General features: G+C 43.6%; 31 protein-coding genes. 29 read left to right on the top strand and 2 right to left on the bottom strand.

The genetic code is table 11. The annotated features are described in order from the left end of the window. The 26 genes from P3C17_RS15770 to P3C17_RS15645 form a co-directional block, all read left to right on the top strand. Positions 1-211, top strand: a 211-nt coding sequence (locus P3C17_RS15770; protein ID WP_300930326.1) for a YcxB family protein, incomplete at its 5' end; no start/stop codon positions are given. Between the two features lie 101 nt (positions 212-312). Continuing rightward, complete coding sequence (locus tag P3C17_RS15765; protein WP_300930325.1) at positions 313-636, top strand: hypothetical protein; 324 nt, start codon at positions 313-315, stop codon at positions 634-636. Positions 637-1,291: 655 nt separating this feature from the next. Next, entirely contained in the window at positions 1,292-1,657 is a 366-nt protein-coding gene (locus P3C17_RS15760) for a hypothetical protein (RefSeq protein ID WP_300930324.1), read from the top strand. A 78-nt stretch (positions 1,658-1,735) separates the two neighbouring features. Then, the gene (locus P3C17_RS15755; RefSeq protein ID WP_300930323.1) at positions 1,736-2,035 is read left to right on the top strand and encodes a hypothetical protein; all 300 of its coding nucleotides are present in this window, start codon (positions 1,736-1,738) and stop codon (positions 2,033-2,035) included. A 149-nt stretch (positions 2,036-2,184) separates the two neighbouring features. After that, a complete protein-coding gene (locus P3C17_RS15750; protein WP_300930322.1) occupies positions 2,185-2,637 on the top strand; it encodes a hypothetical protein in 453 nt (150 codons plus the stop codon). A gap of 228 nt (positions 2,638-2,865) precedes the next feature. Continuing rightward, positions 2,866-3,747: an alpha/beta hydrolase gene (locus P3C17_RS15745; protein WP_300930321.1), complete on the top strand. Its 882-nt coding sequence runs from the start codon at positions 2,866-2,868 to the stop codon at positions 3,745-3,747. Between the two features lie 140 nt (positions 3,748-3,887). Then, positions 3,888-4,157 carry a hypothetical protein gene (locus P3C17_RS15740; RefSeq protein WP_300930320.1) on the top strand — a complete coding sequence of 90 codons (270 nt, stop codon included), beginning with the start codon at positions 3,888-3,890 and terminating at the stop codon, positions 4,155-4,157. 126 nt (positions 4,158-4,283) lie between these two features. Further along, positions 4,284-5,165 carry an alpha/beta hydrolase-fold protein gene (locus P3C17_RS15735; protein WP_300930319.1) on the top strand — a complete coding sequence of 294 codons (882 nt, stop codon included), beginning with the start codon at positions 4,284-4,286 and terminating at the stop codon, positions 5,163-5,165. A gap of 90 nt (positions 5,166-5,255) precedes the next feature. Next, positions 5,256-5,546, top strand: coding sequence for a hypothetical protein (locus P3C17_RS15730; RefSeq protein WP_300930318.1), 291 nt, complete (start codon positions 5,256-5,258; stop codon positions 5,544-5,546). A gap of 106 nt (positions 5,547-5,652) precedes the next feature. Beyond that, positions 5,653-6,108, top strand: coding sequence for a hypothetical protein (locus P3C17_RS15725; protein WP_300930317.1), 456 nt, complete (start codon positions 5,653-5,655; stop codon positions 6,106-6,108). A 416-nt stretch (positions 6,109-6,524) separates the two neighbouring features. After that, positions 6,525-7,145, top strand: coding sequence for a rhomboid family intramembrane serine protease (locus tag P3C17_RS15720; protein WP_300930316.1), 621 nt, complete (start codon positions 6,525-6,527; stop codon positions 7,143-7,145). Between the two features lie 118 nt (positions 7,146-7,263). After that, positions 7,264-7,446: a hypothetical protein gene (locus tag P3C17_RS15715; RefSeq protein WP_300930315.1), complete on the top strand. Its 183-nt coding sequence runs from the start codon at positions 7,264-7,266 to the stop codon at positions 7,444-7,446. A gap of 147 nt (positions 7,447-7,593) precedes the next feature. After that, positions 7,594-8,127: a hypothetical protein gene (locus P3C17_RS15710; protein ID WP_300930314.1), complete on the top strand. Its 534-nt coding sequence runs from the start codon at positions 7,594-7,596 to the stop codon at positions 8,125-8,127. Positions 8,128-8,312: 185 nt separating this feature from the next. Further along, positions 8,313-8,627 carry a hypothetical protein gene (locus P3C17_RS15705; protein WP_300930313.1) on the top strand — a complete coding sequence of 105 codons (315 nt, stop codon included), beginning with the start codon at positions 8,313-8,315 and terminating at the stop codon, positions 8,625-8,627. A gap of 85 nt (positions 8,628-8,712) precedes the next feature. Next, a complete protein-coding gene (locus P3C17_RS15700; protein ID WP_300930312.1) occupies positions 8,713-9,093 on the top strand; it encodes a hypothetical protein in 381 nt (126 codons plus the stop codon). A gap of 86 nt (positions 9,094-9,179) precedes the next feature. Continuing rightward, positions 9,180-9,371 (top strand): hypothetical protein, encoded by a 192-nt coding sequence (locus P3C17_RS15695; RefSeq protein WP_300930311.1) that lies wholly within the window; start codon positions 9,180-9,182, stop codon positions 9,369-9,371. 156 nt (positions 9,372-9,527) lie between these two features. Further along, complete coding sequence (locus P3C17_RS15690) at positions 9,528-9,770, top strand: hypothetical protein (protein WP_300930310.1); 243 nt, start codon at positions 9,528-9,530, stop codon at positions 9,768-9,770. After that, positions 9,767-10,030, top strand: a complete 264-nt coding sequence (locus tag P3C17_RS15685; RefSeq protein WP_300930309.1) for a hypothetical protein — start codon at positions 9,767-9,769, stop codon at positions 10,028-10,030. Before P3C17_RS15690 ends, P3C17_RS15685 begins: the two co-directional genes overlap by 4 nt. 616 nt (positions 10,031-10,646) lie before the next feature. Then, positions 10,647-10,961 carry a hypothetical protein gene (locus tag P3C17_RS15680; protein WP_300930308.1) on the top strand — a complete coding sequence of 105 codons (315 nt, stop codon included), beginning with the start codon at positions 10,647-10,649 and terminating at the stop codon, positions 10,959-10,961. A gap of 246 nt (positions 10,962-11,207) precedes the next feature. Beyond that, positions 11,208-11,654: a hypothetical protein gene (locus tag P3C17_RS15675; protein WP_300930307.1), complete on the top strand. Its 447-nt coding sequence runs from the start codon at positions 11,208-11,210 to the stop codon at positions 11,652-11,654. A 97-nt stretch (positions 11,655-11,751) separates the two neighbouring features. After that, positions 11,752-12,060 carry a hypothetical protein gene (locus P3C17_RS15670; RefSeq protein ID WP_300930306.1) on the top strand — a complete coding sequence of 103 codons (309 nt, stop codon included), beginning with the start codon at positions 11,752-11,754 and terminating at the stop codon, positions 12,058-12,060. Positions 12,061-12,195: 135 nt separating this feature from the next. Then, positions 12,196-13,248, top strand: coding sequence for a serine hydrolase domain-containing protein (locus tag P3C17_RS15665; protein WP_300930305.1), 1,053 nt, complete (start codon positions 12,196-12,198; stop codon positions 13,246-13,248). A gap of 505 nt (positions 13,249-13,753) precedes the next feature. Next, positions 13,754-13,960, top strand: a complete 207-nt coding sequence (locus P3C17_RS15660; RefSeq protein ID WP_300930304.1) for a hypothetical protein — start codon at positions 13,754-13,756, stop codon at positions 13,958-13,960. Positions 13,961-14,036: 76 nt separating this feature from the next. After that, positions 14,037-14,963, top strand: a complete 927-nt coding sequence (locus tag P3C17_RS15655) for a glycerophosphodiester phosphodiesterase family protein (RefSeq protein WP_300930303.1) — start codon at positions 14,037-14,039, stop codon at positions 14,961-14,963. Between the two features lie 125 nt (positions 14,964-15,088). Continuing rightward, complete coding sequence (locus tag P3C17_RS15650) at positions 15,089-15,655, top strand: GNAT family N-acetyltransferase (RefSeq protein ID WP_300930302.1); 567 nt, start codon at positions 15,089-15,091, stop codon at positions 15,653-15,655. Between the two features lie 155 nt (positions 15,656-15,810). Further along, entirely contained in the window at positions 15,811-16,116 is a 306-nt protein-coding gene (locus P3C17_RS15645) for a hypothetical protein (protein WP_300930301.1), read from the top strand. A gap of 185 nt (positions 16,117-16,301) precedes the next feature. On the opposite strand, the gene P3C17_RS15640 is transcribed toward P3C17_RS15645, so the two are convergent. Continuing rightward, positions 16,302-17,630: a S41 family peptidase gene (locus P3C17_RS15640; RefSeq protein ID WP_300930300.1), complete on the bottom strand. Its 1,329-nt coding sequence runs from the start codon at positions 17,628-17,630 to the stop codon at positions 16,302-16,304. A gap of 283 nt (positions 17,631-17,913) precedes the next feature. Between P3C17_RS15640 and P3C17_RS15635 the strand changes: the two genes are divergently transcribed. From P3C17_RS15635 to P3C17_RS15625, 3 genes are all read left to right on the top strand, one after another. Beyond that, the gene (locus P3C17_RS15635; RefSeq protein WP_300930299.1) at positions 17,914-19,374 is read left to right on the top strand and encodes an aminoacyl-histidine dipeptidase; all 1,461 of its coding nucleotides are present in this window, start codon (positions 17,914-17,916) and stop codon (positions 19,372-19,374) included. A 271-nt stretch (positions 19,375-19,645) separates the two neighbouring features. Then, entirely contained in the window at positions 19,646-20,491 is an 846-nt protein-coding gene (locus P3C17_RS15630) for a sulfurtransferase (RefSeq protein ID WP_300930298.1), read from the top strand. A 75-nt stretch (positions 20,492-20,566) separates the two neighbouring features. Next, a complete protein-coding gene (locus tag P3C17_RS15625) occupies positions 20,567-21,094 on the top strand; it encodes a GNAT family N-acetyltransferase (RefSeq protein ID WP_300930297.1) in 528 nt (175 codons plus the stop codon). Between the two features lie 76 nt (positions 21,095-21,170). On the opposite strand, the gene P3C17_RS15620 is transcribed toward P3C17_RS15625, so the two are convergent. Beyond that, the gene (locus tag P3C17_RS15620; protein WP_300930296.1) at positions 21,171-21,425 is read right to left on the bottom strand and encodes a hypothetical protein; all 255 of its coding nucleotides are present in this window, start codon (positions 21,423-21,425) and stop codon (positions 21,171-21,173) included. Positions 21,426-21,524 lie beyond the last annotated feature (99 nt).

The following is a 21,524-nucleotide window of genomic DNA, read 5'->3' as shown; positions in this document are numbered from 1 at the left end:
CTTATTTGAAAAAACAACAGCAAATGAGACGCTTAATAGATGGGAAGGTCTTGGTAAAGTCACAATTGCTGGCCCGTTCCTATTACTGCAAGTATCCGGATTTTTGTATCATATTTTCCCGAAGAGGTGTTTCAAAACCGAGGAAGATTTTAATTCCTTTAAATCTGCCCTTCAGAACAAAGTTTACGAAGCGCATAACAAACCACTGTAGTCGCTCACTGCGTTCGCTGGGACAAAAACACATGAGCTGTCTCGCTTCGCTTGTATTTTAGCCCAAGCGTTTTTGCCCCTAAGTGGGGTGTTAGGTGTCTAATGAGTTTTGATGAATTCTGCGAAAAAATTAATAAAATCTGGTGGGGAGAAAATGTCCCATTAGAAGTTCCTGAGCATATTTTTTGTTTATTTGTCGCAGGTTATGAAGCGAAAATGTCAGTAGATCAATTTTGGATCTTTTTACAAGCTCGCAATTTTGCTAGTTCTGTCGTTGTGGCTAGTGAAATGAACAAAATAAGTTTCGCCAGAGGTAACAAAGTTCTAAAGTGTTATCAGGAAAAAATGAAAATCAAAGAAGCTATAACTACTGTGTTTGATCAAATCGAAGTTAAACAAGGTAACAAGCATTTGTTCAGCACCTAACAAGTTGCTTAATTTCGTTCCGGCCACAAACAGCGTGGCCTCCACAGGACTGCCTACGCTACGCTGCGGCAGCCCATTAGCAAATAGTTATGTATTCCTAGGTATAGCGAATGAGATTACTTTTAAATAATTTCAAAATTCTATTTTCTTCTGGTAAGAAAATGCCTAGCTTTTTCATGTATCTATATGGCTGCATGGCTTCAGCATTTATACCCATTTTCCTATTTGGGTTTTGGCCTTGGCCCAGCGCTACATATGAGTTAAATGGCGAAAGTCTAAGTTACTCCGACTTTTGGTTGTCTGGGTTTGCGCCTCTTGCGCTAATGTTTTCAGCTTTAATGTCTTATGTGTGTCTATGTTGTGCGAAAGGTAAGCCTTGGTCTAGGTGGGGTATATTTTTATTTTGGGCAACTGTCATAGCGTTGATGTGCTATGGCTCTCTTTTCGGCGCTGTAATTGGCTTTTGCCTGATTGGTTCTCTATGGTATTACTTTTTCGAAAGCGTAGGTGTTAACCGTTACTACCAAGAATTTAGTAGTGCAAATACATAACAAGCGCATCTTGCATCAGCCACTGCGTGGCTTGGACGGTTTTTTCGCTCGTTCCTCGCTACAAAACCGCCGTAAATGCGAGCGTTAGTTTTTCGGAGAGTAAGGTGTTGAATTCACAGAAGTTGAAAATTGCAGCTGTCGTAATAACAGGCTTTATGCTTGTTGTTTTCTCTGGTGTGAATGTCTATTTAACGAACCATGTCGAATCTGAATTTAACAAAACGTTACCTCTAAACGAGCGAGTAGCAGTTACAGATGCTGCAATTTCCCGCTTTAGTACCACTAATACTATTGATACAAAGGTAGTTATTGGAATTCTTGAAGCAGATAAGCAATCTGAGATATCTAGTGATAAACAAATTCGTTCGGCGCTAGGGTTGTTTGGCCATGCGTCTAATATGCTGATCTGGCTACTTTTATTGCATTTTATGGCACTTATCACTTTGGTGGCAATTGGTAAAAAAAACTAACAAGGCAAGTCAGCATCGCACCTTCGGTGCTGGACTCGCTAACGCTCGCCGCTGCTTGCGGCGTTAGGTGTCATCAGTATGGATTACTCCAAAGTAGATAAATCTTTTTCGGAATGGGCCAATTGCTTAAAGCTGTTAATCCAGAACGACTACAAAGGCGATGAAGTGCGGTCTGTAGATATATTTGATGAGCACAATCAGAAATGGCAATTGTGGTTAGTACCAGTGAATGAGAGCGATAAATGTGTCATTCACTATTGGAATTACTCGGATATTAGTCGTCACGTTGAGGTTGATAATTCACAGTTATTCGATGAGCTTTCGGCAATAGGGGAAAATGTTAAAAATGGCACCATTCCAAAAGCAAAATTGCCTTGAGGTGTTTCTGTGAAATATTCGTCTGCATCAAAAATACCTAACAAGTTGCTCAAGTGCACTTCGGCCACAAAAAGCGTGGCCTCCGCGGGACAATCTACGCTGCGCTTCGGTTGCCCCTTAGCAAAGCGTTAGGCATTATGGGGAGTTCATTGGCAGTTTATGAAGTTAAGTGGAAAGAATTGGCAAAATATATGACTCGCCAATTGTCTATTACTTTGGCGGTTGGTTTTGCCGTTCTAATGCTCATCAGGTACGTATCTACAGGTTTTAGCATCGAAACGACATTTGAGCACATACATTTAAATCATATACCTTTAGTATTTTTAGGTATTTTCCTTTTTAGCCTCACATTTGCGTTTTTAATAAGTGCCTTATTACGATGCGCTCGAGTTACCATTAACAATGAAACTATTTCGGGTAGAAACTACTGGCTTTTTAAAAAAGAATTTAAATTGGAAGATATTGAGAAATCTTTTCTTTTTTCGAGTAATGGCATGCCTGTTGTAGTAGTTGATGCTGGTAAGAACGGGGATATTTATATCCCTATTCACATTGAGAATTCTGAAGAGCTATTTTCTATCTTGGACAAATATCAGAAATGAGCCTAACAAGCGCCATCAAAAACGCGCCCATTGGGCGCTCGACTCGCAACAAGTTGCTCGCCGTTTAGGCGTGCGTTAGCTGTCCAATGGGAAATTACTATTACTTAGTTGTTCGCAACATTTATAAATCCATTACTGTATTGGGAGTGGTTGTTTTAGTCTAAGCAGATAACTTATCTTTTCTATGGTCTTATTGCGTAAATGAAACTACTAAGGTGTTGTTGAAATATGAAGTTAATAAGCTGTCTATTGTTTTTACTATTTTTTGCGTCAGGCTGCATGACAAAAAGCGAATATCGAAGTCGTGCTCCAAATCAAGCGAAAGACTCTATCCTGGTCAAAGAGATAGTTTTTGAAAGCGAAGGCGTTAAATTAGCAGGGAGCATATATGCCCCGAAAGATGCTCAAGCAGCAGTTGTGTTAGTACATGGTTCTGATCCCGTACCACGTATGACAAAGTTAGCAGAGTTATTAGCCAAAAATGGCTTACTAGTTTTGACGTATGACAAGCGCGGAGTTGGAGAGTCTGGTGGCGTTTATGTTGGACCTCAGGTGGGAACCAACAATATAAGTGTTGATAATTTGACTTTGCTAGCAAAAGACGCAAGTGCAGCGATAAATGTTATTCACCAGCATGACAAAGATTTGCCTATTGGTCTTGTTGGCGCGAGTCAAGCAGGCTGGATTATCCCAATCGCCGCACTTAAAAATCCGTTAGTAGAATTTATGGTTCTTTTTAGTAGTCCTACAATCACCACTCTAGAGCAACTTAGATTTCAGTTCTACACCAATAACAGAGAAGATTTTTGGGAAAATCATACTGATGAAGATGCACGTGAGCACACTGAAAATGATCCTGATAAATACCAGTTTAAAGCCACTGATCCGAAAGTTTCTTTGAGTGCTCTAATGGTACCTGGTCTTTGGCTTTTTGGAGAAAAAGATATACAGATCCCTGTCAAAATGTGTATGGAGCAACTTAATGTTCTAAAAGCTCAGGGCAAGCCTTTTGAATATGTCTTGTTCCCATCGCTAGGGCACAATACTAATAAAACAGAACCCCTAGATATTGCGATACATTGGATAAAGCAAAAAGCTCTGAGTCATTAACCCGCAGCGGTAATTTCGGTTATGGCGGCAAAGCTGCGTAAGGTCACAGCTAACAAATGGCTCAAGTCCAACTGCAACTTACTGCGCGCGTCGCAGCGGCTTAGCCGGGCGTTAGCTAGAAAAAGAGGTCTTCTGCCTGCATGAGTGACAATGAAATACGACCAATATTCAGGTTGTTGACACTAGCCCTTTCTATTGCGGCTTGGTATACAGTTATTATCTTTGTCCATGGTGAGGTTACGTCGTTTAATTCAGCGGTTATTCCTTTCAACTGGTATGTATTTTTCGTCACCGTTTTGGCTACAATTTTGTTTTTTATTGCAGCGGTGGCGTTCACTTTTACAACGGTATTTGGTTATATGCCTAGAATGCTTTTTAGAGTTTTAACAGGCAAAACTATTAAAAATTAGTATGTTGAAGAGCGTTGCTAACAATCGCCATCATAAACGCGCCCGTTGGGCGCTCGACTCGCAACAAGTTGCTCGCGTTTGTGGCGAGTGTTAGCAGCTGTCACACCAATCATGGATTGCACCCCTATGAAAAAAATGACGTTTGTTGTTTTGCTATTGACTGTCGCCTTGACTGCGGTCATTACATGGTTTGCCAGTCTTTACATGTTCGAGCGTCCCGTATTTGACGAGTCAGTAGAGCAGAAGGCTATTTCCTCTCAATTACTTGGGGAGGAGCGGAAGTATTTGATCCACTTGCCGAAGTCTTATGAACGCGCACCGAACCGACACTATCCCGTTATTTATGTGCTCGACGGTTCATCTCAGGATATACATACCGCAGCATCAGCCGCCTTAATGGCGCGCATTGGGGTAATCCCAGAAGTCATCGTCGTCGGAATCCCAAACATTGATGGTAAAGGCCGGCAGCGCGACTACACTCCGCCTATGATGTTGCAAGACATCGACGACAAGGACAGCCCTACCGGGCGTGCGGACAAGTTTCTGGCATTCATGAACCAGGAACTCATTCCTGAAATAGATAAGAGCTATCGAACCACTTCATCGCGGGCTCTGGCAGGGAATTCTCGCGGTGGTCTTTTCGTCATATATGCCTTCACGGCAGAGCCGACACTATTTGAGACATACTATGCGCATAGCCCTGCCATGTGGCGTGATAACGAAGAGATGGTAAAGCAGCTCGACCATTTCCTGAAGGCTAATCCGTCAGTGAAAAGTACTCTGTTTCTCAGCCTCGGCAGCGAAGAAAACGACAAGATGAAGGGAGCCTTTCAGAGCACGATAACAACACTGCAAAATCATGCTCCTGTTACACTGCGCTGGCGTTCCCAATTCACCATCGGCGCAAGGCATGGCAACAATGCGGAGTTGGCGACCCCAATCGCCTTGCGGTGGGCGTTTGATTCTAAGTGGGAGCCAGAAGAAACGGCTTATAGGTTTGCGCCGTGACGAAAACTGCGCTAACAAGAACAGTCAGCGGACTCGTTCCTCTCCGCTGCCGTAAGCGTTAGAAAACCCACTGAAGATCAGAGGAACACGATGTACTCTACGAAAGTATTGCTGCTTGCTGCTAGAGTTTCTTTCATTCATATGACTTGGCTTGTCTCAATTATCGGTGTGCCAATGGTCTACTTTGACAAAGATCTTCCATTGAGCGAAAAAGTTGGCTTGTTTGCATTTTTTCTTGTTTTTCTGTGGCTTATATACTTTCTGACGAACGTGTTATTTCATAGGCTTAGTTTAAGAAAGCCGGAAGCTCTCGAAGCCTTCTTGAGCAAAGATGAAGCTGCCAGGGGTAGGGAACTTGGCACACATTTGGAGGGCTGGTAGTGGTTGAAACTTCTAACAAGTTGCTTAATTCCGTTCCGGCCACAAACAGCGTGGCCTCCACTGGACTGCCTACGCTGCGCTGCGGCAGTCCATTAGCAAGGTGTCCATGATGGAATATCAAACACTTGTTATGTTTGACGAGCTTGATAAGAAGCTAATACCTATAAACGAAGGTGTTTTTAAAATAGCTCAATTTTCCAACGAGAAAAATCTAAATCGAAAGTATGCGGGTAATTTAGTTTTATTCTCTAATGGAGAAATCAAGGAAATATCGCAAGTCAAAATCACTGGCTATTATGGAGAAAAGGTTCTAACCAAGATATTTAGCATCCTAAACTCAACATATGACATTGAAGTGAAGCTTGCAAATTCCGAAATTTCGATTGAAAGCATTTTAGGTAAAGCGCGGGAATACCTTAAAAATGATCTTGAATCTGTTGATCCATATATGCCACCGCAAGATTTTTCCAAGATAAGTGATGAAAGTATAAAAGATTTTAAGGCGCTATATTCAGCCTTTAGTTTACCTGCCCCCGAGGATTGCCTTGATGTCATGGTGTAAATTACCTAACAATCGGCTGCACAGCGACCGATTCTCCGCCGCTCCGCGGCTACAAACCGGCACGTGAGCCGGTGTTCGTGGTTGATCGTTTTGGGTATATTTCAACTGCCAGGGCAGGTGGGGTTGTTCGGTGCCGTTTTGAGTGTCAGACAGCAAAAGGACATTGTGCTCTGTGTTCCTCTTCTGGTAGTTTGATTTCCAACAAATGTAACAGGCTCTGGTCAACATCTGGTGGCAGAAAAGCTGCGTAACTCAGTTGTCAGTGGGGCAATTTTCAAATTCAACCATAGGGCGTTGTTATGGTATTCATGTCGGCAGTTGCCTTGTGGTATCAGCTTTCGGCTAACAAGGTGCGCCAGTTGCGGCCTTCGGTCGCGGGACGTTCACTGTGCTTATAGTTAGCTTCAGGAAGAAGTATGAATTCTAATTACAAACCTTTTTTTACTATTGTTATATGCATTTTAACGGTGTGCGTTTCATTTTTTGTGGCTTACCAAATATCAGGCTCAATACTCGGTAAATCCCGAATTATTTATCTTGCTGACTATGGCGGTCTAACAGTAGAAAGCATTAAAGAATTTGAGATATGGCGATTTATAACTTCACAATTTGTTCATGTTCATCAGAAACATATGATTTATAACGTTTTATCTATAATGTTCTTAGGCATTCTTCTGGAACGTAAAATTGGATTCACATATACGCTATCCATTTGGCTATTTGCGGGAGCTATGGGAACTCTATTTACAACACAATTTGGATCGCCCCCCTGGAATACGGGTACAGGTGCATCGCAAGCCGCATTAGGTTTTGCGGGTTTTGCGCTAGTTTTTTATACGGTTAAGTTTAGGCGGGAATACATACTTTTAGGTGCTATCCTTTTTGCTATTTTGCCTGCACTGTATTTAGATCTTAAAACCGCAGGATACCCTAAACCCGGGCATTCATTAAGTTTCATTATTGGTTCCGTTATAGCTGTTTGGTATTTATATAAATCGGAACAGAAAGAAGCAGGTACGAAGTATGAACGAAGCTAACAAGTTACTAAACTTCGTTCCGGCTGCAAACAGCGCGGCTTTCACGGGACTGCCTACGCTGCGTCAGCACATTAGCAAAGCGTTATAAGCAGGTATCATCAAGGAAGGGGTCGTCGATATGAAAAGTATTATATTCTGCGGTATTGGTGCCGGATTGGGTTCAGCAACTTACCAAGCATTAGTTCACGGGATTAGTGAAACAGATTGGTATAGAGCCATATATGTCGGCTTATTCACAATGTTGTTTTATGGTCTGTATGTCGGTTTCAAGCGTCTGATTTCAAAAAATAAAGATGCATGAGCATGGTTTTTTAAAAGCGAGTCTGGTGTTATTTTTACATCATACTTATAACAAGCGCCAGTACAAATGCGCCCGTTGGACGCTCGACTTGTAACAAGCTGCTCGCGTGTGTGCCGGGCGTTGGATTTCAAAACAAGGATAGTTAAAATGAGAAAATTTGTTGTTATTGTATTTGTCATTTTATTAAGCAGCTGTGCTAGCGTGCCATTAGGGACTCTGCTCGAATTTCGTTCTTTTGGTAAAGATGACTTGTTAAAAATACAGCCCCAAGACCTTAGAGCAAAAATACAAGTGGATGAGCCTGTCCAAGCCGATATTGAGAGCGCGCAATTGACTCTTGTACTAACCACTGGAAAAGGCTCGAGAGAATTTAAGTTTCCCTTGCTTCTACTTGACGAACTTAAGATTAAACCAACGGAGGGTTTATTCTCAACGTCAGCGGGAAAAACTGAGTACACCCTTAGACTCGCAGATGAAGCGATGAAAAACTTTATTACAACACAACAAATTATCCGAGATGAAAAATCTGGACGTTTTAATTTTTCAGTTACAACCGATTTCGAGAAGTTCCCCAGTGAGGTTACTGAAATAGGTTTGTCAATTTTCTTAAAGCTATCCGAAGAAAAGGGCTTTGTGACCTTATTTGATAATGCAAAGTTAGAGATAAAACATGAAAGCTAACAAGCTCAGTGCAATCGGCTACTGCGTGGTTTGGACCTCAACCGCTGCAAGGGGTTCGGTCTGTGCTGCGATTCGAACGTATAGGCTTGAAAACAGTTAACAAACCACATCATTCAAGGCCTTCGGCTGCTGCGACGCTTACAAGTTCGCGCTTGCGCCGGAGCTTATATGCTTGAGAGGTTGTAATGGAAATCGAAGTAATAAGACCAAAGCAATTTGCAGATATGGCCCGTGACTATCATTTACTGGTAGACGGTAAAGAGATAGCCGTTATAAGGCGTGGCACAACACAAACAATAACTCTGCCTGAAGGTAGTAAAACGCTGAAGGCTGTAATCGATTGGTGTTCCAGTCCTGATTTTCAGGTGCGTGATATTCGTTCAGGGAAAATTGTAGTGAAGAACTCATTTGCGTCTAACTTTTTTAAGGCCGTATTTCTGCCWCTGTATTACATTTCATTAGGCAAAGAAAAGTACTTAAAAATTGAGACCAGCTTATAACAACCACCATCAAAAACGCGCTTGTTGGGCGCTCGACTTGCAACAAGTCGCTCGCGCTTGCGGGGAAAATTAGGAGTAGCAAGGCTTGAAATTCGAGCACCTATTCAAAAAACTTGGGAACATGGAGCTTACACTAGATGAAGCTTTGTATTACTGTTCCAAAGAAAACATCGGCTTTGTTGAATTTTGCAACGACGTTATGGTAGCCACCGCAACCCAATATTACGAAAAAAAGATTGATTACCCATTCGCAGATGCTGTTGCAAATAACGTCTATGGATTCATGCTGAGTGATCATTATCTCGGTTTGACCGGAAACTCACTATCCGAACCAGCCTACTCAGTATATTTGGCATTCGATTCTGGCGAGTATTTTCATCAAAATGATGATCGCAGCATTGATCCTGAGCTCAAGTATACAAGGCCGGAAATTGAGAGAATTTTGCGTGAAATTTCAAACGCCTAACAAGCGGCCCCTGTGACGCTCACAAGCGCCTGCAGGTGGTCATAGTTTTTTCATAGTTTCGATACTTAAATAGATGGAGTTCAAACATGTGGGAGATGGTGAGTTTTCTTGCTGCGATAGTAGTCATGATGTTTTTAATTGAGTTATTTGAATTACCTGATTGGATAAGGGCTCATTTAAAAAATGGCAAAACCCGTAAGAGTCTTGAGCTTAAGGTTGAGGCGCTTCAATTACAGGTTCAAGAGCTTGAACGAAAAGTCGATAGACTGTCGGAGTAAAGGATGAGCAAAGGATGAGCAAAATTTGTTTTTGCAAAGCAGCGAAAACTCGATCTGTGCTGAGCCAGTAAAACGTCGTTTTGCGGCTCAACCCGCAACACCTTGCTCGCGTCACTGAAGGTTCCTGTTTAGGCGTTTTACGTCGAGGATAAATCAGTGCAATTCATTAAGGCTCTCGTGATTGTTGTAGTGTTCATGTGTGAAATAGCTATGGCTGATGAATACGAACACGCAGAGATATACCCGGATTTGAGGCTGCAGGCTTGGTCGTTAAACGTCGAGCAGTTTTTTTACATATGCGCTGCAAAAGAACACTGCAGTGCAGAGCAAGGCGCTCCAGTCGACCGCTCAGGTGTCGGCAGAGCTTGGCGTAGTAACTTTGAATGGTTAGGTTTATGACACAACAAAAATCAGAAAAGCTAAAGGCACTGATTGCAAAGGGTAAATGGTCGTATGTTTTGAAGCATGGAGTGCTGGGCTGGGGGCTACCGACAGCGATTCTTTGGTCAACCATTATGCATTTTATAGACAGAATACCTTTTACCGAAAGTATCTTTATTGCTTTAATTCTGTTCCTTGCAGGCGGTGTGCTCTGGGGGCTATTTATGTGGTCTTTCATATCTCGTGAATTTAATAAGATGGATAAAAGTGGCTTGTAACACGCAAATGTTATCGCCATTGAAAGCACTGACTGCGACGTCAACCCGTTGCTCTGCTTTCCGGGCTCAATGCAGGTGTTACATACCTTGAGAAAGGCACGGCTTGTTGGCCGCTACTGACGATGTGAGGAGTAATGGAGCGCTCTTTATGACTAAAATGTACCAATGTAGCTTGTGTCACACTGAATTTTCCGATCACGACGCCTATTGTGAAAACTGGAAAGAACCAGACAAGAGTTTTGGCTGTCCTAAATGCAAGACCATGTTTCGTAAGATTGCTCCATCCCATTGGCGTTACAAAGTGGCAGTAACTATTTATTCCAGCGGAGCTCTGATCCCAGCGGTGATACTCGGCCCAGACATCATCAGAAAGGGTGACATAACGACCTTACTGCTCCTTGGGATGCTGGTTCTGTCGAGTACAGCTCTTTTCATACTGTACTCAAAAGAGGTCAGAAGAAAATACTTTACCATTGAAAGAATTGACTGATAAAAAACCATCAAAGCGGATGGAATAACCCCGCATCGCTTGTGCATCAGGCCGCTGATCTTTGTGCAAGCGTTGCTTGGCTAGTGTGCTCTTTGTGGTGGCAGCGGGTTTATCGGAGGTTCAAGAATGTTTGAATGTTTCAAATTTAAACAATTAGACGGTTTTTCGCCGGAAGAGGCTCGGCGAGTTATTACACAAGCGAAGAAAGATGCCTACAAAACAACTTCGTTTTGGGTATGGAGTGCACTGCTTTTCGTTTTCTCTATTGGATTAGCTGTTTTGCTAATGCAACTGCCAAGGCTACTGTATATAGAGCAAACCATTATCGGAATGCTGATACAGGGCTCAGGTATTTTAATTGCTGTGATTCTGCACCATCATCTTGCTCAGAAATTTTTTTTAAAATACCTTAAAAAGCAATTAAATAAGCATGAAGTATAACCAGCAGTGTTATTAAAGGCCTGCGATTGTGGTGGCGCTCACATGGTTGCACTCATGCGTTTATCATCACATGCTAGAAGGGAAAAGCATGACTAAGTGCGCTCTGTTAGTGAAAAATGAACACTATAAACTATGGGAAACAGGGGCGGCGTTTTTCAAGCTAGTGAGCGTCATTTTAGTTCTGTTTCGCGACTCGTAACATATTGCCCGGGTTTATGATGGGCTTCAGGGGTTCAAGGAGGAAAAGTGAATTCTGGCAGTAATAAATACCTTCTTATTGCAGCGCTATGTTGCGTTCTGGCTGCGCTTGCTCATATTGGCTGCATAGTGTTCGGCGCAGACTGGTATCGTTTCTTTGGCGCGGGTGAACAGATGGCCCACATGGCAGAACAAGGGCTTTGGTATCCGACAATAGTCACTTCTGTCATCGCGGTCATACTTTGTATCTGGGCATGCTATGGCCTGTCAGGTTCGGGGGCTATTAAGCCTTTACCGCTAACGAGGTTGGCTTTGGTTCTCATCAGTGGCATATTTTTACTTCGAGGCGTTGCCTTTGTTGGTTTAATGCCAATGTTTCCGGAAAATAGTTTCACTTTTTGGCTCGTAAGCTCTGGTATCTGTTTGTTTCTTGGTGGCTTATTTGCTTTTGGCACTGTGCAGCAATGGTCAAAACTGAGTCATAAAAATGTCTGATAATACGGCTTATATGCGACGAGGGGCCATCTTGAGCTGCTGTAGTTCAAATACTCGTTGATTCTTTTTAAAGCGGTATAGCGCTAATGGAGTTCTGATGTCAGGGAATACACTGAAGTATAAAATCGTATCTTTTATTTTCTTGTGTTTAGGTGCCGCTGCATTGCTGGACACATTGATAGAAATAGATGAGGCCAATGCTTTTGAGTTTGGATTTGTCGTGAGTATCGCAGGCATACTTGCAATCATTTCATTAGGGCTGGCTCCGGAAAAATTATTTTTGCCCTTGTCCAAAGCCTTTCAGATAAACACTACAAGCAAGAGGCACCAGGTTTCTGATCTATTCATTCTCAGTGCTGGTGCGTTAGGCGTCATTGGTTTCATTGGGGAAGCCGCTTTCGGTTAACAAATCAAGGTTGTAAACACATCACAGTGTGCAGCCGTTTGAAGTATCAGGACACTTATGCAACTTACATATAGATGGACAGTTTTTTCGTTGTTATTGGCTGTTTTTGGCTGCAGTGGAACACCTGATTGCACGATGGACACGGTACCAGTTATTCAGACAAATAACACAGTGGTCGCTGCTTTGGCTGATGAACTTCAGCGTGAACACAAGGCGGGCACTTTTGCCGGGCAGGTACTTATTGCTCAGAACAACAGCGTTGTATTTAAGGCCGCTTACGGTTGTGCAGACAGGCAACTTCGAGTAAACAATAGTGCTGCCACTGTCTCGGATATGGGCTCTATTGCTAAAACATTCACCGCCGCTGCAGTGCTTCAGCTTGTTGCCAATAAAAGGTTGCAGCTGTCCACTAGGGTCGGAGATTTTTATCCGGAAGCTGCCGATGCTATAAAACCTGTCACCATTGAGCAGCTGTTGGGACACTCTGGTGGGTTGGATAACTTTCATAACGATTCTGACTTTGAACCTATGGATAAGGCTGAGGCTGAACGCAGAATTTTATCCATGCCATTGATTGCTGCGCCGGGCGAAAAGATTGCGTATTCAAATGCAGCCTATACGCTTTTGGCCGCCATAGTTGAGAAAATAACAGCTCAAAGCTTTCAACAGTATGTTCATGAACATCTGTTAAGTCCGTTAAAACTGGCGGACACCGGCTTTTATCAGGACCCAACTATATCGGTCAGTCAGTTGGCTCGTGGATATGGCGGTGATGATCAAGGTAGTACAACCTATCAGAAAGGCTTAACCTGGGCGCTTATTGGCGCTGGAGGTATGGTAACGTCAGTGGATGATTTAGCCTCCTGGTTTGTCGCGCTGAAACAGGGCACTCTGTTTCCCGACAACACAGCTAATTTAACCTTTACTCAAGCCAATGAAAAATGGCTGTTGGGTAGCTTCTCCAAGCTTGATATCCAGGGGGAGCCCATCATTCAAATGGGTGGCAGTACAGATTTTGGTTACACTGCATTAATTCAATTTGTTCCGGATCGCGACTTATTGGTCGTGTTGTTGCTCAACGCACACAACACTAAGTATGCAAATGCAACACACCACCGCCTGAGCCGGAATCATATTTTGCCAATTATTCAAAGTAAAAATCAGACAGATAAGTTATCTGACCAATGAATGCTGGTTATCAGTGAAGTGCTGCCTGATGGAGATGTCAGTAAGACTGTTAGAGCTTTATGAATACGAAGAAGTACCTTGTTGTCAGTCCACACGAAAGTGAGTTTCCAAACCTATTAGGTTCGAAAAAGGGGATCTGCTTATCGTTGGTGAAAAATATTCAGGAGCTGAAGACTGGGATAACCGGTTCCTTTGCAGCACGCCAGGGCAAGAACCGGGCTGGGTACCTGGCCAGATTATTGAGCGACTTGGCGATTTGACAGGGATGGCACTTGAAGACTATACGGCAAGGGAACTCAATGTGGTGGAAGGCGAACAACTGACGGGCATAAGAACTTTGAATGGCTGGTTATGGTGTACAAAGCATGCTGGTACAGGATCAGGATGGGGCTATTGGAGAAGCTGAAAGAAGTTGTTGAGTAATATCGCGCGGGTGATGTTCAGTTTCCAGGTTTTGCGGAATACGAAGAGCATGTTTATAGCATTTGAGATCAGGAGTTATAAATTGAATAATCTAATGAAAATTATCCTCTGTTTTGTGGCTTTATCTATGCTGGCATCCTGTGCCGGGATAAAAGAAACGGGCAGAACCATAGGCCATACCACGAGGGATGTAACCAAAAAAATTGGACATACTTCAAGGGATGCCGTTAAGGCTATTGGCAAAGAGACAAAAGAAGTAGTGAAAGACATCAAGGATAACGAGGATTAAGCGGAACATTTTTTTACCACAAGAATCACACCGCTATGCTGTTCTAAGAGTTATAGAATCACCCTAAGGATATTGAATGAAAAAATGGATTGTTTCAGGCCTCTTTGTTGTCGTTTTAGTTGTGTTATTCCGGCAACCGGACATTGAGTTGTCGGACAAGGGAAGGATTATTTCATACAAGGGACTAGTTCAACCAACCAGCTATGTTGGTGTGGATAACGACAGCTGTACTGCAAATAAGCTCATCAGTGTAGAGCATCCTTATATTGAAAATACTCTGCCTGCAATAGCGCGGGCATTTGAGCTGGGGGCTGACAAGATTCATTTGAATGTACAAGTCACAGCAGACAACAAACTGGCTATTTTTCATGACTGGACATTGGATTGTCGCACTGACGGCAAAGGTGTAACCTCAAAACAAAGCATGGACTACCTGAAAACACTGGACCTTGGCTATGGTTATCGTATTGCCGGTTCCGAGCTGTATCCGTTTCGTGGCAAAGGTTTAGGACTGATGACCTCATTGCCCGAAGTGATGCAGCACTTCCCTGAAAAAGACTTTCTGATCAATATGAAAACTAAACAGCCAAGAGCCATTAAAGTCTTAGTTGGTTATCTGGCTGGCCTTTCAGCCACTGAGCGGGGCAGGCTCAGTTTTATTGGTGATCAGCAGATCATGGATGCGGTATCTGAACAATTTGCTGAACCCCGGCTGTATTCACAGGAGATCGCAAAGCAATGTTTGCTGGGCTATGTCCTTTTAGGCTGGTCCACTTATTATCCTGAGTCCTGCAGACACAAAACTATTATTCTTCCTGAAAAGTACGGCAAATATTTGTGGGGCTGGCCCTCGCAGTTTGCAGCCAGAGCTCAGGCAAACAATAGCCAGGTTTATCTTTATCAGACCTCTGAGCCTTACAGGGTAAATTCCGATCTGCGTACTAAAGGCATCGGACTTTTTACAGGTGATTTACCGGGCTTAGTCAAAGCTACAGCTGATTAAAAGGTTCAATTAAGCACTGACTTGTAATTTGACCTGAAATCACATCGATAGTTGTAGCAATTAGTGGGCTGTATCACTATTCCTGCATGTATCGCAGCAAGATATATACGAAATTGGAGAGATGGATGTTTGAAGCGTTTTATCCGGTTATTGAGACAAAAAGATTAGTATTACGACCGCTGGCGATCAGTGATTCCGAATCCTTGCTGAGCATATTCTCCGATGCTGAGGTGATGAAATATTGGAATACACCACCCTGGACATCTATTCAGAATGCTGTGGATTTTATCAATGACAGTAAGGATTCCATGCTGTGTCAGGCATCTCTTACTCTTGGAGTTTATCTGAAACCTACAGATGAGTTGGCCGGGAAATGTATGCTGTTTAACTATGACAAAGAGTCTAAGCGCGCTGAAATTGGCTTTGGCTTAAGTCGGGCCTGTTGGGGGAAAGGCTATATCGGTGAAGCCGGAGAAGCTTTGATCCAGTATGGTTTCAACAAACTAGGGCTTCGTCGTATTGAAGCTGAGATTGACCCGGACAACCTTTCCTCGGCAAACGCTCTGGAGAAACTCGGGTTTTCCAGGGAGGGGGTGCTAAGACAGCGCTGGGAAATTAATGGTGTTGTCTCTGATTCGGCACTTTACGGCAGGCTGGTTACTGACGAGCCGTTAAAATTAAACAATGCGTAATAAAACAACCAAGCTCCCCGTTATGATTGCCCTTTTGTTGTTTAAGGACAGATTTAAAGAGGGCTTTAGCTTTGCAACTGTCTTAGCACCTGATTTTGTAACTCTGCGGGCGACGAGTGAGTCGTCGGTAGGGAAAAGATTTAAGGAAAAAACGCATGTCGTGGCAATGCCAACATTGTAATACCACTATTGATGATGATGAATTTGAAGTCTGCTGGAACTGTAATTGTGAAAAAGGTCAGGCTGCGCCTGCTCAATCCTTGCGGGATATCAGTCCTGATTGTATTCGGTGCAAGTCAGCTTTAACTTTTTTAGGCACTAAAAGTTTCCACGAAGGTACGCGTTGGGGCGTCTTAGGGGATCTGGGCGAGTTCTTTGTTAATAAAGAAAACTTAGATATGTATGGCTGTAAATCCTGCGGAAAGGTTGAATTCTTTATTGCTGGTTTTATTCACCGCTAATGGGGCAATTTGTGTTTATATCCTTTCTGTTTCAAGCTGAGGAAGCTTTGTGAAGAATAGTGAGTAGTAGAGGTGCAAAAACTGACAGTGACACTTTAGTTACTGTCACAGTCAGCTTAGACCCGATCCACGCTCTGGTATAGCGATATATCAGCGCAAAGCTGAATCGCAATACTGTCTGTGAGTTACTTCTGTTGCAGCAAAAGGCTGGCCGCTAAAAGTGTATGATCCTGCTCACTAGCTGCCTGGTAATCGGTCAGAATGTCCGGCTGTACGGGCTGTTTTTTGTGACTGCCAGAAGCCCGAATAATGTAACGGCTGGGAGCCAACACCAGCAATTTTGTGTTCGGAAGATAAAAAGGCACAAGGTTACCTGTTTGGTTGGCATGGCCTCCCGTGGCTTGACCCATCAGTGTAGCCAGTTGATGATCTTGCACAGTGGTGGCAAATACAATACCAGCAGAGTAGGTCATTTCATTGATCAGTACTACAGCCTTTCCGCCGAACTGCAAGTGTTTATCCGCTGGTTTTATGCTTTCTGCATTAAGCACATCCAGCTCTATGGTTTCCCCTGGCTTTCCTTTGTAGCCAAAAAGGCCATTAGTTTCCTGAGTTAACTTCTCTGTGGCTTTCGCCGACTGATGAATAGTTGTGTTGGTTAAATAGCTGATCACTTCAGCGCCTGCATCCGTTTGCCCCCCTGTGTTACCTCTGACATCAATAATGAGTTTATCAATTCTCTTCTCTGCTATTTCTGTGAAGCTTGTCTGGATCAGTTCTGAGTAATCAGCAGACGCTGAGGCTACATCGAAAGTACCAAGCCGCAGATAGGCGATATTCTGTGGTAAAACCCGAAACCAGTTGTCCTGTACTTGCCCGTCAGTGATTTCCCACTGATCCAAAGGGGTTAGCTCTAAAGACATCTGTTGCTGTTGGGTTTTTATACGTAGATGAAAATGATCTTTAAAATCCCAGAGTGCATTTAGCCAGTACGGAAACAATAAGGTTCCCATATGTTTTCTCAGCTCCTCTGTCTCGCCATGACTGTAGCTTTGAAGCTCGTTCAGTAAATCGGAGCTGAAGACTCCATTTATACTGATAATTTCAGTGCCTTTATCTAATCGTATTGAGTCAGATTTCCTTGAATAAGAGTGCTCCAGATACAGCCTGCCGCCATTGACTGTGAGCCTAAAAGGAAAGATTTTATGGCCAGATTTCTTGTCAAAGCTGGTTTCTGCCAGCAATGGGAATATAAAGCTGTGACCATCATTGAACAATGGATTGATTTTGCCTGCGATCCTGAAGAACTCCTGCCGTGTCATCCCGTCTTTTAACTGGCTTTCTATAAAGGCGTGCTGATGATCTATTGCTTGTTGATCAGTAAATTCCGAGTAGGCAGGATGGCGTTCAGCCATCTGTTTTTTCAGATAAGCAAGGTCAGCAGCTAACTCTTGCTTGCTGAATTTCCTTTCCGTAAATGAGCTGTTTACATCTTTATGGATCCAGGATTCCATTCCTCCGCATCCAGCCAAGGCCAGCAAAGTCGCAGTCAAAAAAACAGTTAATTTATACATAGAACATTCTCTGTAACTTATGGTGTAGTAAAAGTTATCAGTAACAATGTAAATAAAACGTCAAAGTTTCCGCTTATCTGAAGTGGATAAAAATCCTGACACTACATCTTTACACTGCCGCCCTTTTGCAGAAGAGGGAACTCAAAGTTTACAGCGCTGCACCAGCTGTGCTTTATGTTAAAATGCCCGCGTTTTTAGCTGAGCGTCTTAATCAGGAGTTGTTGTGTCAGCATTATCATCCTTATACCCACAGCCTTTATGGCAATGGTTTGGTCAAATTTGTGCTATTCCGCACCCGTCGAAACACGAGCAGGCGTTAAGCCAGCATATTCAACACTGGGCGCGTGACAAAGGCTTAACTGTTGTTGAAGACAAAGTGGGCAACCTGATCATTAAAAAGCCTGCAACACCAGGTTTTGAAAATCGTAAAGTGGTGGTTATTCAGGCGCACCTGGATATGGTGCCGCAAAAAAACGCCGATAAAAACCATGATTTCACTACAGATCCTATAGATGCATATGTCGACGGTGACTGGGTAAAAGCCAGAGGCACAACGCTAGGCGCCGACAATGGTATAGGTATGGCCTCAGCTCTGGCCATTTTAGGCAGTGACGATATTAAACACGGTCCTTTGGAAGTGCTGCTGACCATAGACGAAGAAGCTGGTATGACAGGTGCCTTTGGTGTAGAACCTGGCATGCTGGATGCCGAAATTCTGATCAATACCGACTCTGAGCAAGAAGGCGAAATTTACATGGGCTGCGCCGGTGGCGTGGACGCTGAATTTACAGTACCAGTCGTGTGGCAAGCCGCATCTGATGGTGTAACCACTTTTGATTTAAGTCTAACAGGCTTAAAAGGTGGCCATTCAGGTGTGAATATTCATCTGGGCCGTGGCAATGCCAATAAACTGTTGGCGCGTTTTTTAGCTGACCATGCAACAGAACTGGAATTGGCCATCGCCAGCTTTAGCGGTGGTTCGTTACGTAATGCGATACCACGTGAAGCGACAGTCAGGCTAACTGTTCCTTCGGAAAAACTGACCCAGTTGCAACAAGCGGTGACACAATTTGAAGCCTTGTTGCAGTTTGAATTAGCTGCGGTTGAACCTGCATTAAAACTCAGTCTGGCCGAGGTGGTTACTCCGGCTCAGGTACTGACTGCGGAAACTCAAACTACTTTAGTTCACTTACTCAATGTCTGCCCTAACGGCGTGATGCGGATGAGTGATGAAGTAGAAGGCGTGACTGAAACCTCATTAAATATGGGCGTGATCAGCACCAAAACAAACAGCATTCAGGTGCTCTGTTTAATCCGCTCCTTAATTGACAGCGGTCGTGAGCAGGTTGAAAGCATGTTAACTTCACTGGCGCAGTTGTCTGGGGCACAAGTGAAGTTCAGCGGTGCATACCCTGGCTGGAAACCGAACCCGGATTCGCCAGTGATGGCCATAGTGCGCGACACCTATCAGGATATTTATAACAAAGCACCGGTCATTATGGTGATCCACGCTGGTTTAGAGTGTGGTTTGTTTAAAAAGCCTTATCCGGATATGGATATGGTGTCGATAGGCCCGACCATCCGCTTCCCGCATGGTCCGGATGAAATGGTCAACATCACCACAGTTGGTCAGTACTGGGAATTATTGCTGGCTGTACTAGAGCGTACTCCTGAACGTGCTTAACTAAGCTAGTAAGCCATCAGTAAAAAAGCCCCTGATCTAATAGGGGCTTTTTTGTGTCTGCAATCTGGTTTGCTGCAAAAGCATACAGCGGCATTGTCAGGCAAAGTTGCTGTATTATTTCCGGGTTTTACATGCCTGAGCCACTAAACTATTGTACTTTCTGGTTTTTCTCAGTAGTTTTACTGCCAATGAATACAGGATACGCGCTTAAATATCGGGCTGGTTATGCCTCTGCTGCTGCGTTGTGTTGTCGTTTTAGATAGGAGAAAAAATGGAATTCCCTCTTGTCACCACTTCTTGGCTCGAAGCCAATTTAAACAATCAGCGACTTGTGCTTATTGATGTGAGTATGAGCAAAGTGGTGGGTAAAAAAGCTATTGAATATGACAGGCCAGTCTTTATACCAAATAGCCAGCATCTTGATTTAGAAAGATCATTGTGTGATTTAACCTCTACGCAAGTTCACGCCTTCCCTGTGGAAGATCAATTCACGCGGCAGGTTCAGCGGCTTGGTATAAATGCTGAAAGTATCGTTGTTTTTTATGACAATCAGGGCGTTTATTCAGCGCCACGGGCCTGGTGGGTTTTTCAGGCAATGGGCTGTAAACATAGCTTTGTGCTGGATGGCGGTTTACCTCAATGGTTGTCCGAAAAAAGGGCGGTGGTATCGGGTTTATCTGTCGATGAACCAGTACCAGGTCAGATGAATGGAAAGCTTCAGTCAGATTTTATATGCGACTCCAATTACATCATGGACAAAAGAGCAGGTGGACAGCTAACTCTCATTGATGCGCGCTCGAAAGAGCGATTCTTGGGGTTAGCTCCGGAACCAAGGGCAGGTGTGCGCAGTGGTCATATTCCTAGTGCTTTAAACTTGCCGTTTCCAGAGGTGTTGAATGGGCATTGTTTTAAAAGCCCTGAACAGTTATCTGAGATTTTCTTAAATCTGGCCGGAAGCAATAACACAACGCTCGTATTTTCTTGTGGTTCTGGTATCACCGCATGCATTACCTTGCTGGCTGCTGTTGTCGCGGGTTACAGTTACAGTCAGCTGATTTTGTACGATGGCTCATGGTCTGACTGGGGAAGTAACAGTGTTTTGCCTGTTGAACGCTAAGCTGACAAACGCATGTGATTACCAGCAGGTACCAGCGTCAGATGAACCAGTGGACGGATATAGCTGAGGACAACAATGATACCGACATTAAAGACAGAGAGATTAATTCTCCGACCTTTTAAAGCAGAAGATGCGCAAAGAGTTCAACTGCTGGCCGGTGAAAAAATAATTGCCGATATGACAGAAAACATACCTCATCCTTATCTGGATGGTATGGCAGAGGAATGGATTGGCTTGCATGACGTCTGGTGTAAAAACAGAACTGCGGTCGTGTTTGCTATTGTGATCCGGGAAACCGGCGAACTTATAGGCGCTGTCAGTATTACGCAAATTTCAGGGCAGACAGGGAATCTGGGGTATTGGATAGGCCTGCCTTATTGGGGACAAGGTTATTGCACTGAAGCTTCTATGCGGATCCTTGAGTTCGGTTTTAACCACTACGCTTTGTCCTGTATTGATGCAAGGCATCTTAGTGAAAACCCGGCCTCAGGCAAAGTGATCACCAAAAGTGGCTTTAAGTATGTAAGGGATGACGTTGTTGCTGAACGTGCTGTCAAATACTACAGACTTGAAAGGCAAGAGTGGCTGTGTATACCCAAGTAACTTCAAGATGCAGAATTCAGCGGGAGATAAAAGCCCTTTAGGCAAACCGCTGTAACCAGGGCTTTGAGTTCAACATTTATGGTAAAGACTCAATGATGCCAATGCGATTACCTTCGCTATCTTCAATTTCAGCAACGAATGAGTAGTCGCTCGCTTTCGTTTTAGGAAAAAGAATGTTGGCGCCAGTTAACTCCGCGCGTCGCAACGTCTCGTCTATGTTGTTGGAATGCAAGTAAATCAATGTGCCTTGCTGTGAGGGCATATAGATTTCACCCAGCGCTAATGAGCCACAGATCCCTGAGCCATCGATGTTGAAAGGCAAATACGCCATTTGATTGCCGTGGATCTTTGCAATTTGAAAATCAAAACCAAATCCCCTTTCGTAGAATGCCTCTCATATCTGTTACGGGGATCTCAAAATACATCGCTG

Source organism: Rheinheimera sp. 1928-s (genome assembly GCF_029269265.1).
Lineage (GTDB): Bacteria > Pseudomonadota > Gammaproteobacteria > Enterobacterales > Alteromonadaceae > Pararheinheimera.
This window is presented reverse-complemented; position numbering and strand designations above follow the sequence as displayed.

Excerpts from the sequence above, each read along its gene's own strand:
- P3C17_RS15765 (WP_300930325.1), top strand. The coding sequence starts at position 313 with ATGAGTTTTGATGAATTCTGCGAAAAAATTAATAAAATCTGGTGGGGA.
- P3C17_RS15755 (WP_300930323.1), top strand. The coding sequence starts at position 1,736 with ATGGATTACTCCAAAGTAGATAAATCTTTTTCGGAATGGGCCAATTGC.
- P3C17_RS15745 (WP_300930321.1), top strand. The coding sequence starts at position 2,866 with ATGAAGTTAATAAGCTGTCTATTGTTTTTACTATTTTTTGCGTCAGGC.
- P3C17_RS15740 (WP_300930320.1), top strand. The coding sequence starts at position 3,888 with ATGAGTGACAATGAAATACGACCAATATTCAGGTTGTTGACACTAGCC.
- P3C17_RS15735 (WP_300930319.1), top strand. The coding sequence starts at position 4,284 with ATGAAAAAAATGACGTTTGTTGTTTTGCTATTGACTGTCGCCTTGACT.
- P3C17_RS15730 (WP_300930318.1), top strand. The coding sequence starts at position 5,256 with ATGTACTCTACGAAAGTATTGCTGCTTGCTGCTAGAGTTTCTTTCATT.
- P3C17_RS15725 (WP_300930317.1), top strand. The coding sequence starts at position 5,653 with ATGATGGAATATCAAACACTTGTTATGTTTGACGAGCTTGATAAGAAG.
- P3C17_RS15720 (WP_300930316.1), top strand. The coding sequence starts at position 6,525 with ATGAATTCTAATTACAAACCTTTTTTTACTATTGTTATATGCATTTTA.
- P3C17_RS15715 (WP_300930315.1), top strand. The coding sequence starts at position 7,264 with ATGAAAAGTATTATATTCTGCGGTATTGGTGCCGGATTGGGTTCAGCA.
- P3C17_RS15710 (WP_300930314.1), top strand. The coding sequence starts at position 7,594 with ATGAGAAAATTTGTTGTTATTGTATTTGTCATTTTATTAAGCAGCTGT.
- P3C17_RS15695 (WP_300930311.1), top strand. The coding sequence starts at position 9,180 with ATGTGGGAGATGGTGAGTTTTCTTGCTGCGATAGTAGTCATGATGTTT.
- P3C17_RS15685 (WP_300930309.1), top strand. The coding sequence starts at position 9,767 with ATGACACAACAAAAATCAGAAAAGCTAAAGGCACTGATTGCAAAGGGT.
- P3C17_RS15680 (WP_300930308.1), top strand. The coding sequence starts at position 10,647 with ATGTTTGAATGTTTCAAATTTAAACAATTAGACGGTTTTTCGCCGGAA.
- P3C17_RS15670 (WP_300930306.1), top strand. The coding sequence starts at position 11,752 with ATGTCAGGGAATACACTGAAGTATAAAATCGTATCTTTTATTTTCTTG.
- P3C17_RS15665 (WP_300930305.1), top strand. The coding sequence starts at position 12,196 with ATGGACACGGTACCAGTTATTCAGACAAATAACACAGTGGTCGCTGCT.
- P3C17_RS15655 (WP_300930303.1), top strand. The coding sequence starts at position 14,037 with ATGAAAAAATGGATTGTTTCAGGCCTCTTTGTTGTCGTTTTAGTTGTG.
- P3C17_RS15650 (WP_300930302.1), top strand. The coding sequence starts at position 15,089 with ATGTTTGAAGCGTTTTATCCGGTTATTGAGACAAAAAGATTAGTATTA.
- P3C17_RS15645 (WP_300930301.1), top strand. The coding sequence starts at position 15,811 with ATGTCGTGGCAATGCCAACATTGTAATACCACTATTGATGATGATGAA.
- P3C17_RS15640 (WP_300930300.1), bottom strand. The coding sequence starts at position 17,630 with ATGGAATCCTGGATCCATAAAGATGTAAACAGCTCATTTACGGAAAGG.
- P3C17_RS15630 (WP_300930298.1), top strand. The coding sequence starts at position 19,646 with ATGGAATTCCCTCTTGTCACCACTTCTTGGCTCGAAGCCAATTTAAAC.
- P3C17_RS15625 (WP_300930297.1), top strand. The coding sequence starts at position 20,567 with ATGATACCGACATTAAAGACAGAGAGATTAATTCTCCGACCTTTTAAA.
- P3C17_RS15620 (WP_300930296.1), bottom strand. The coding sequence starts at position 21,425 with ATGGCGTATTTGCCTTTCAACATCGATGGCTCAGGGATCTGTGGCTCA.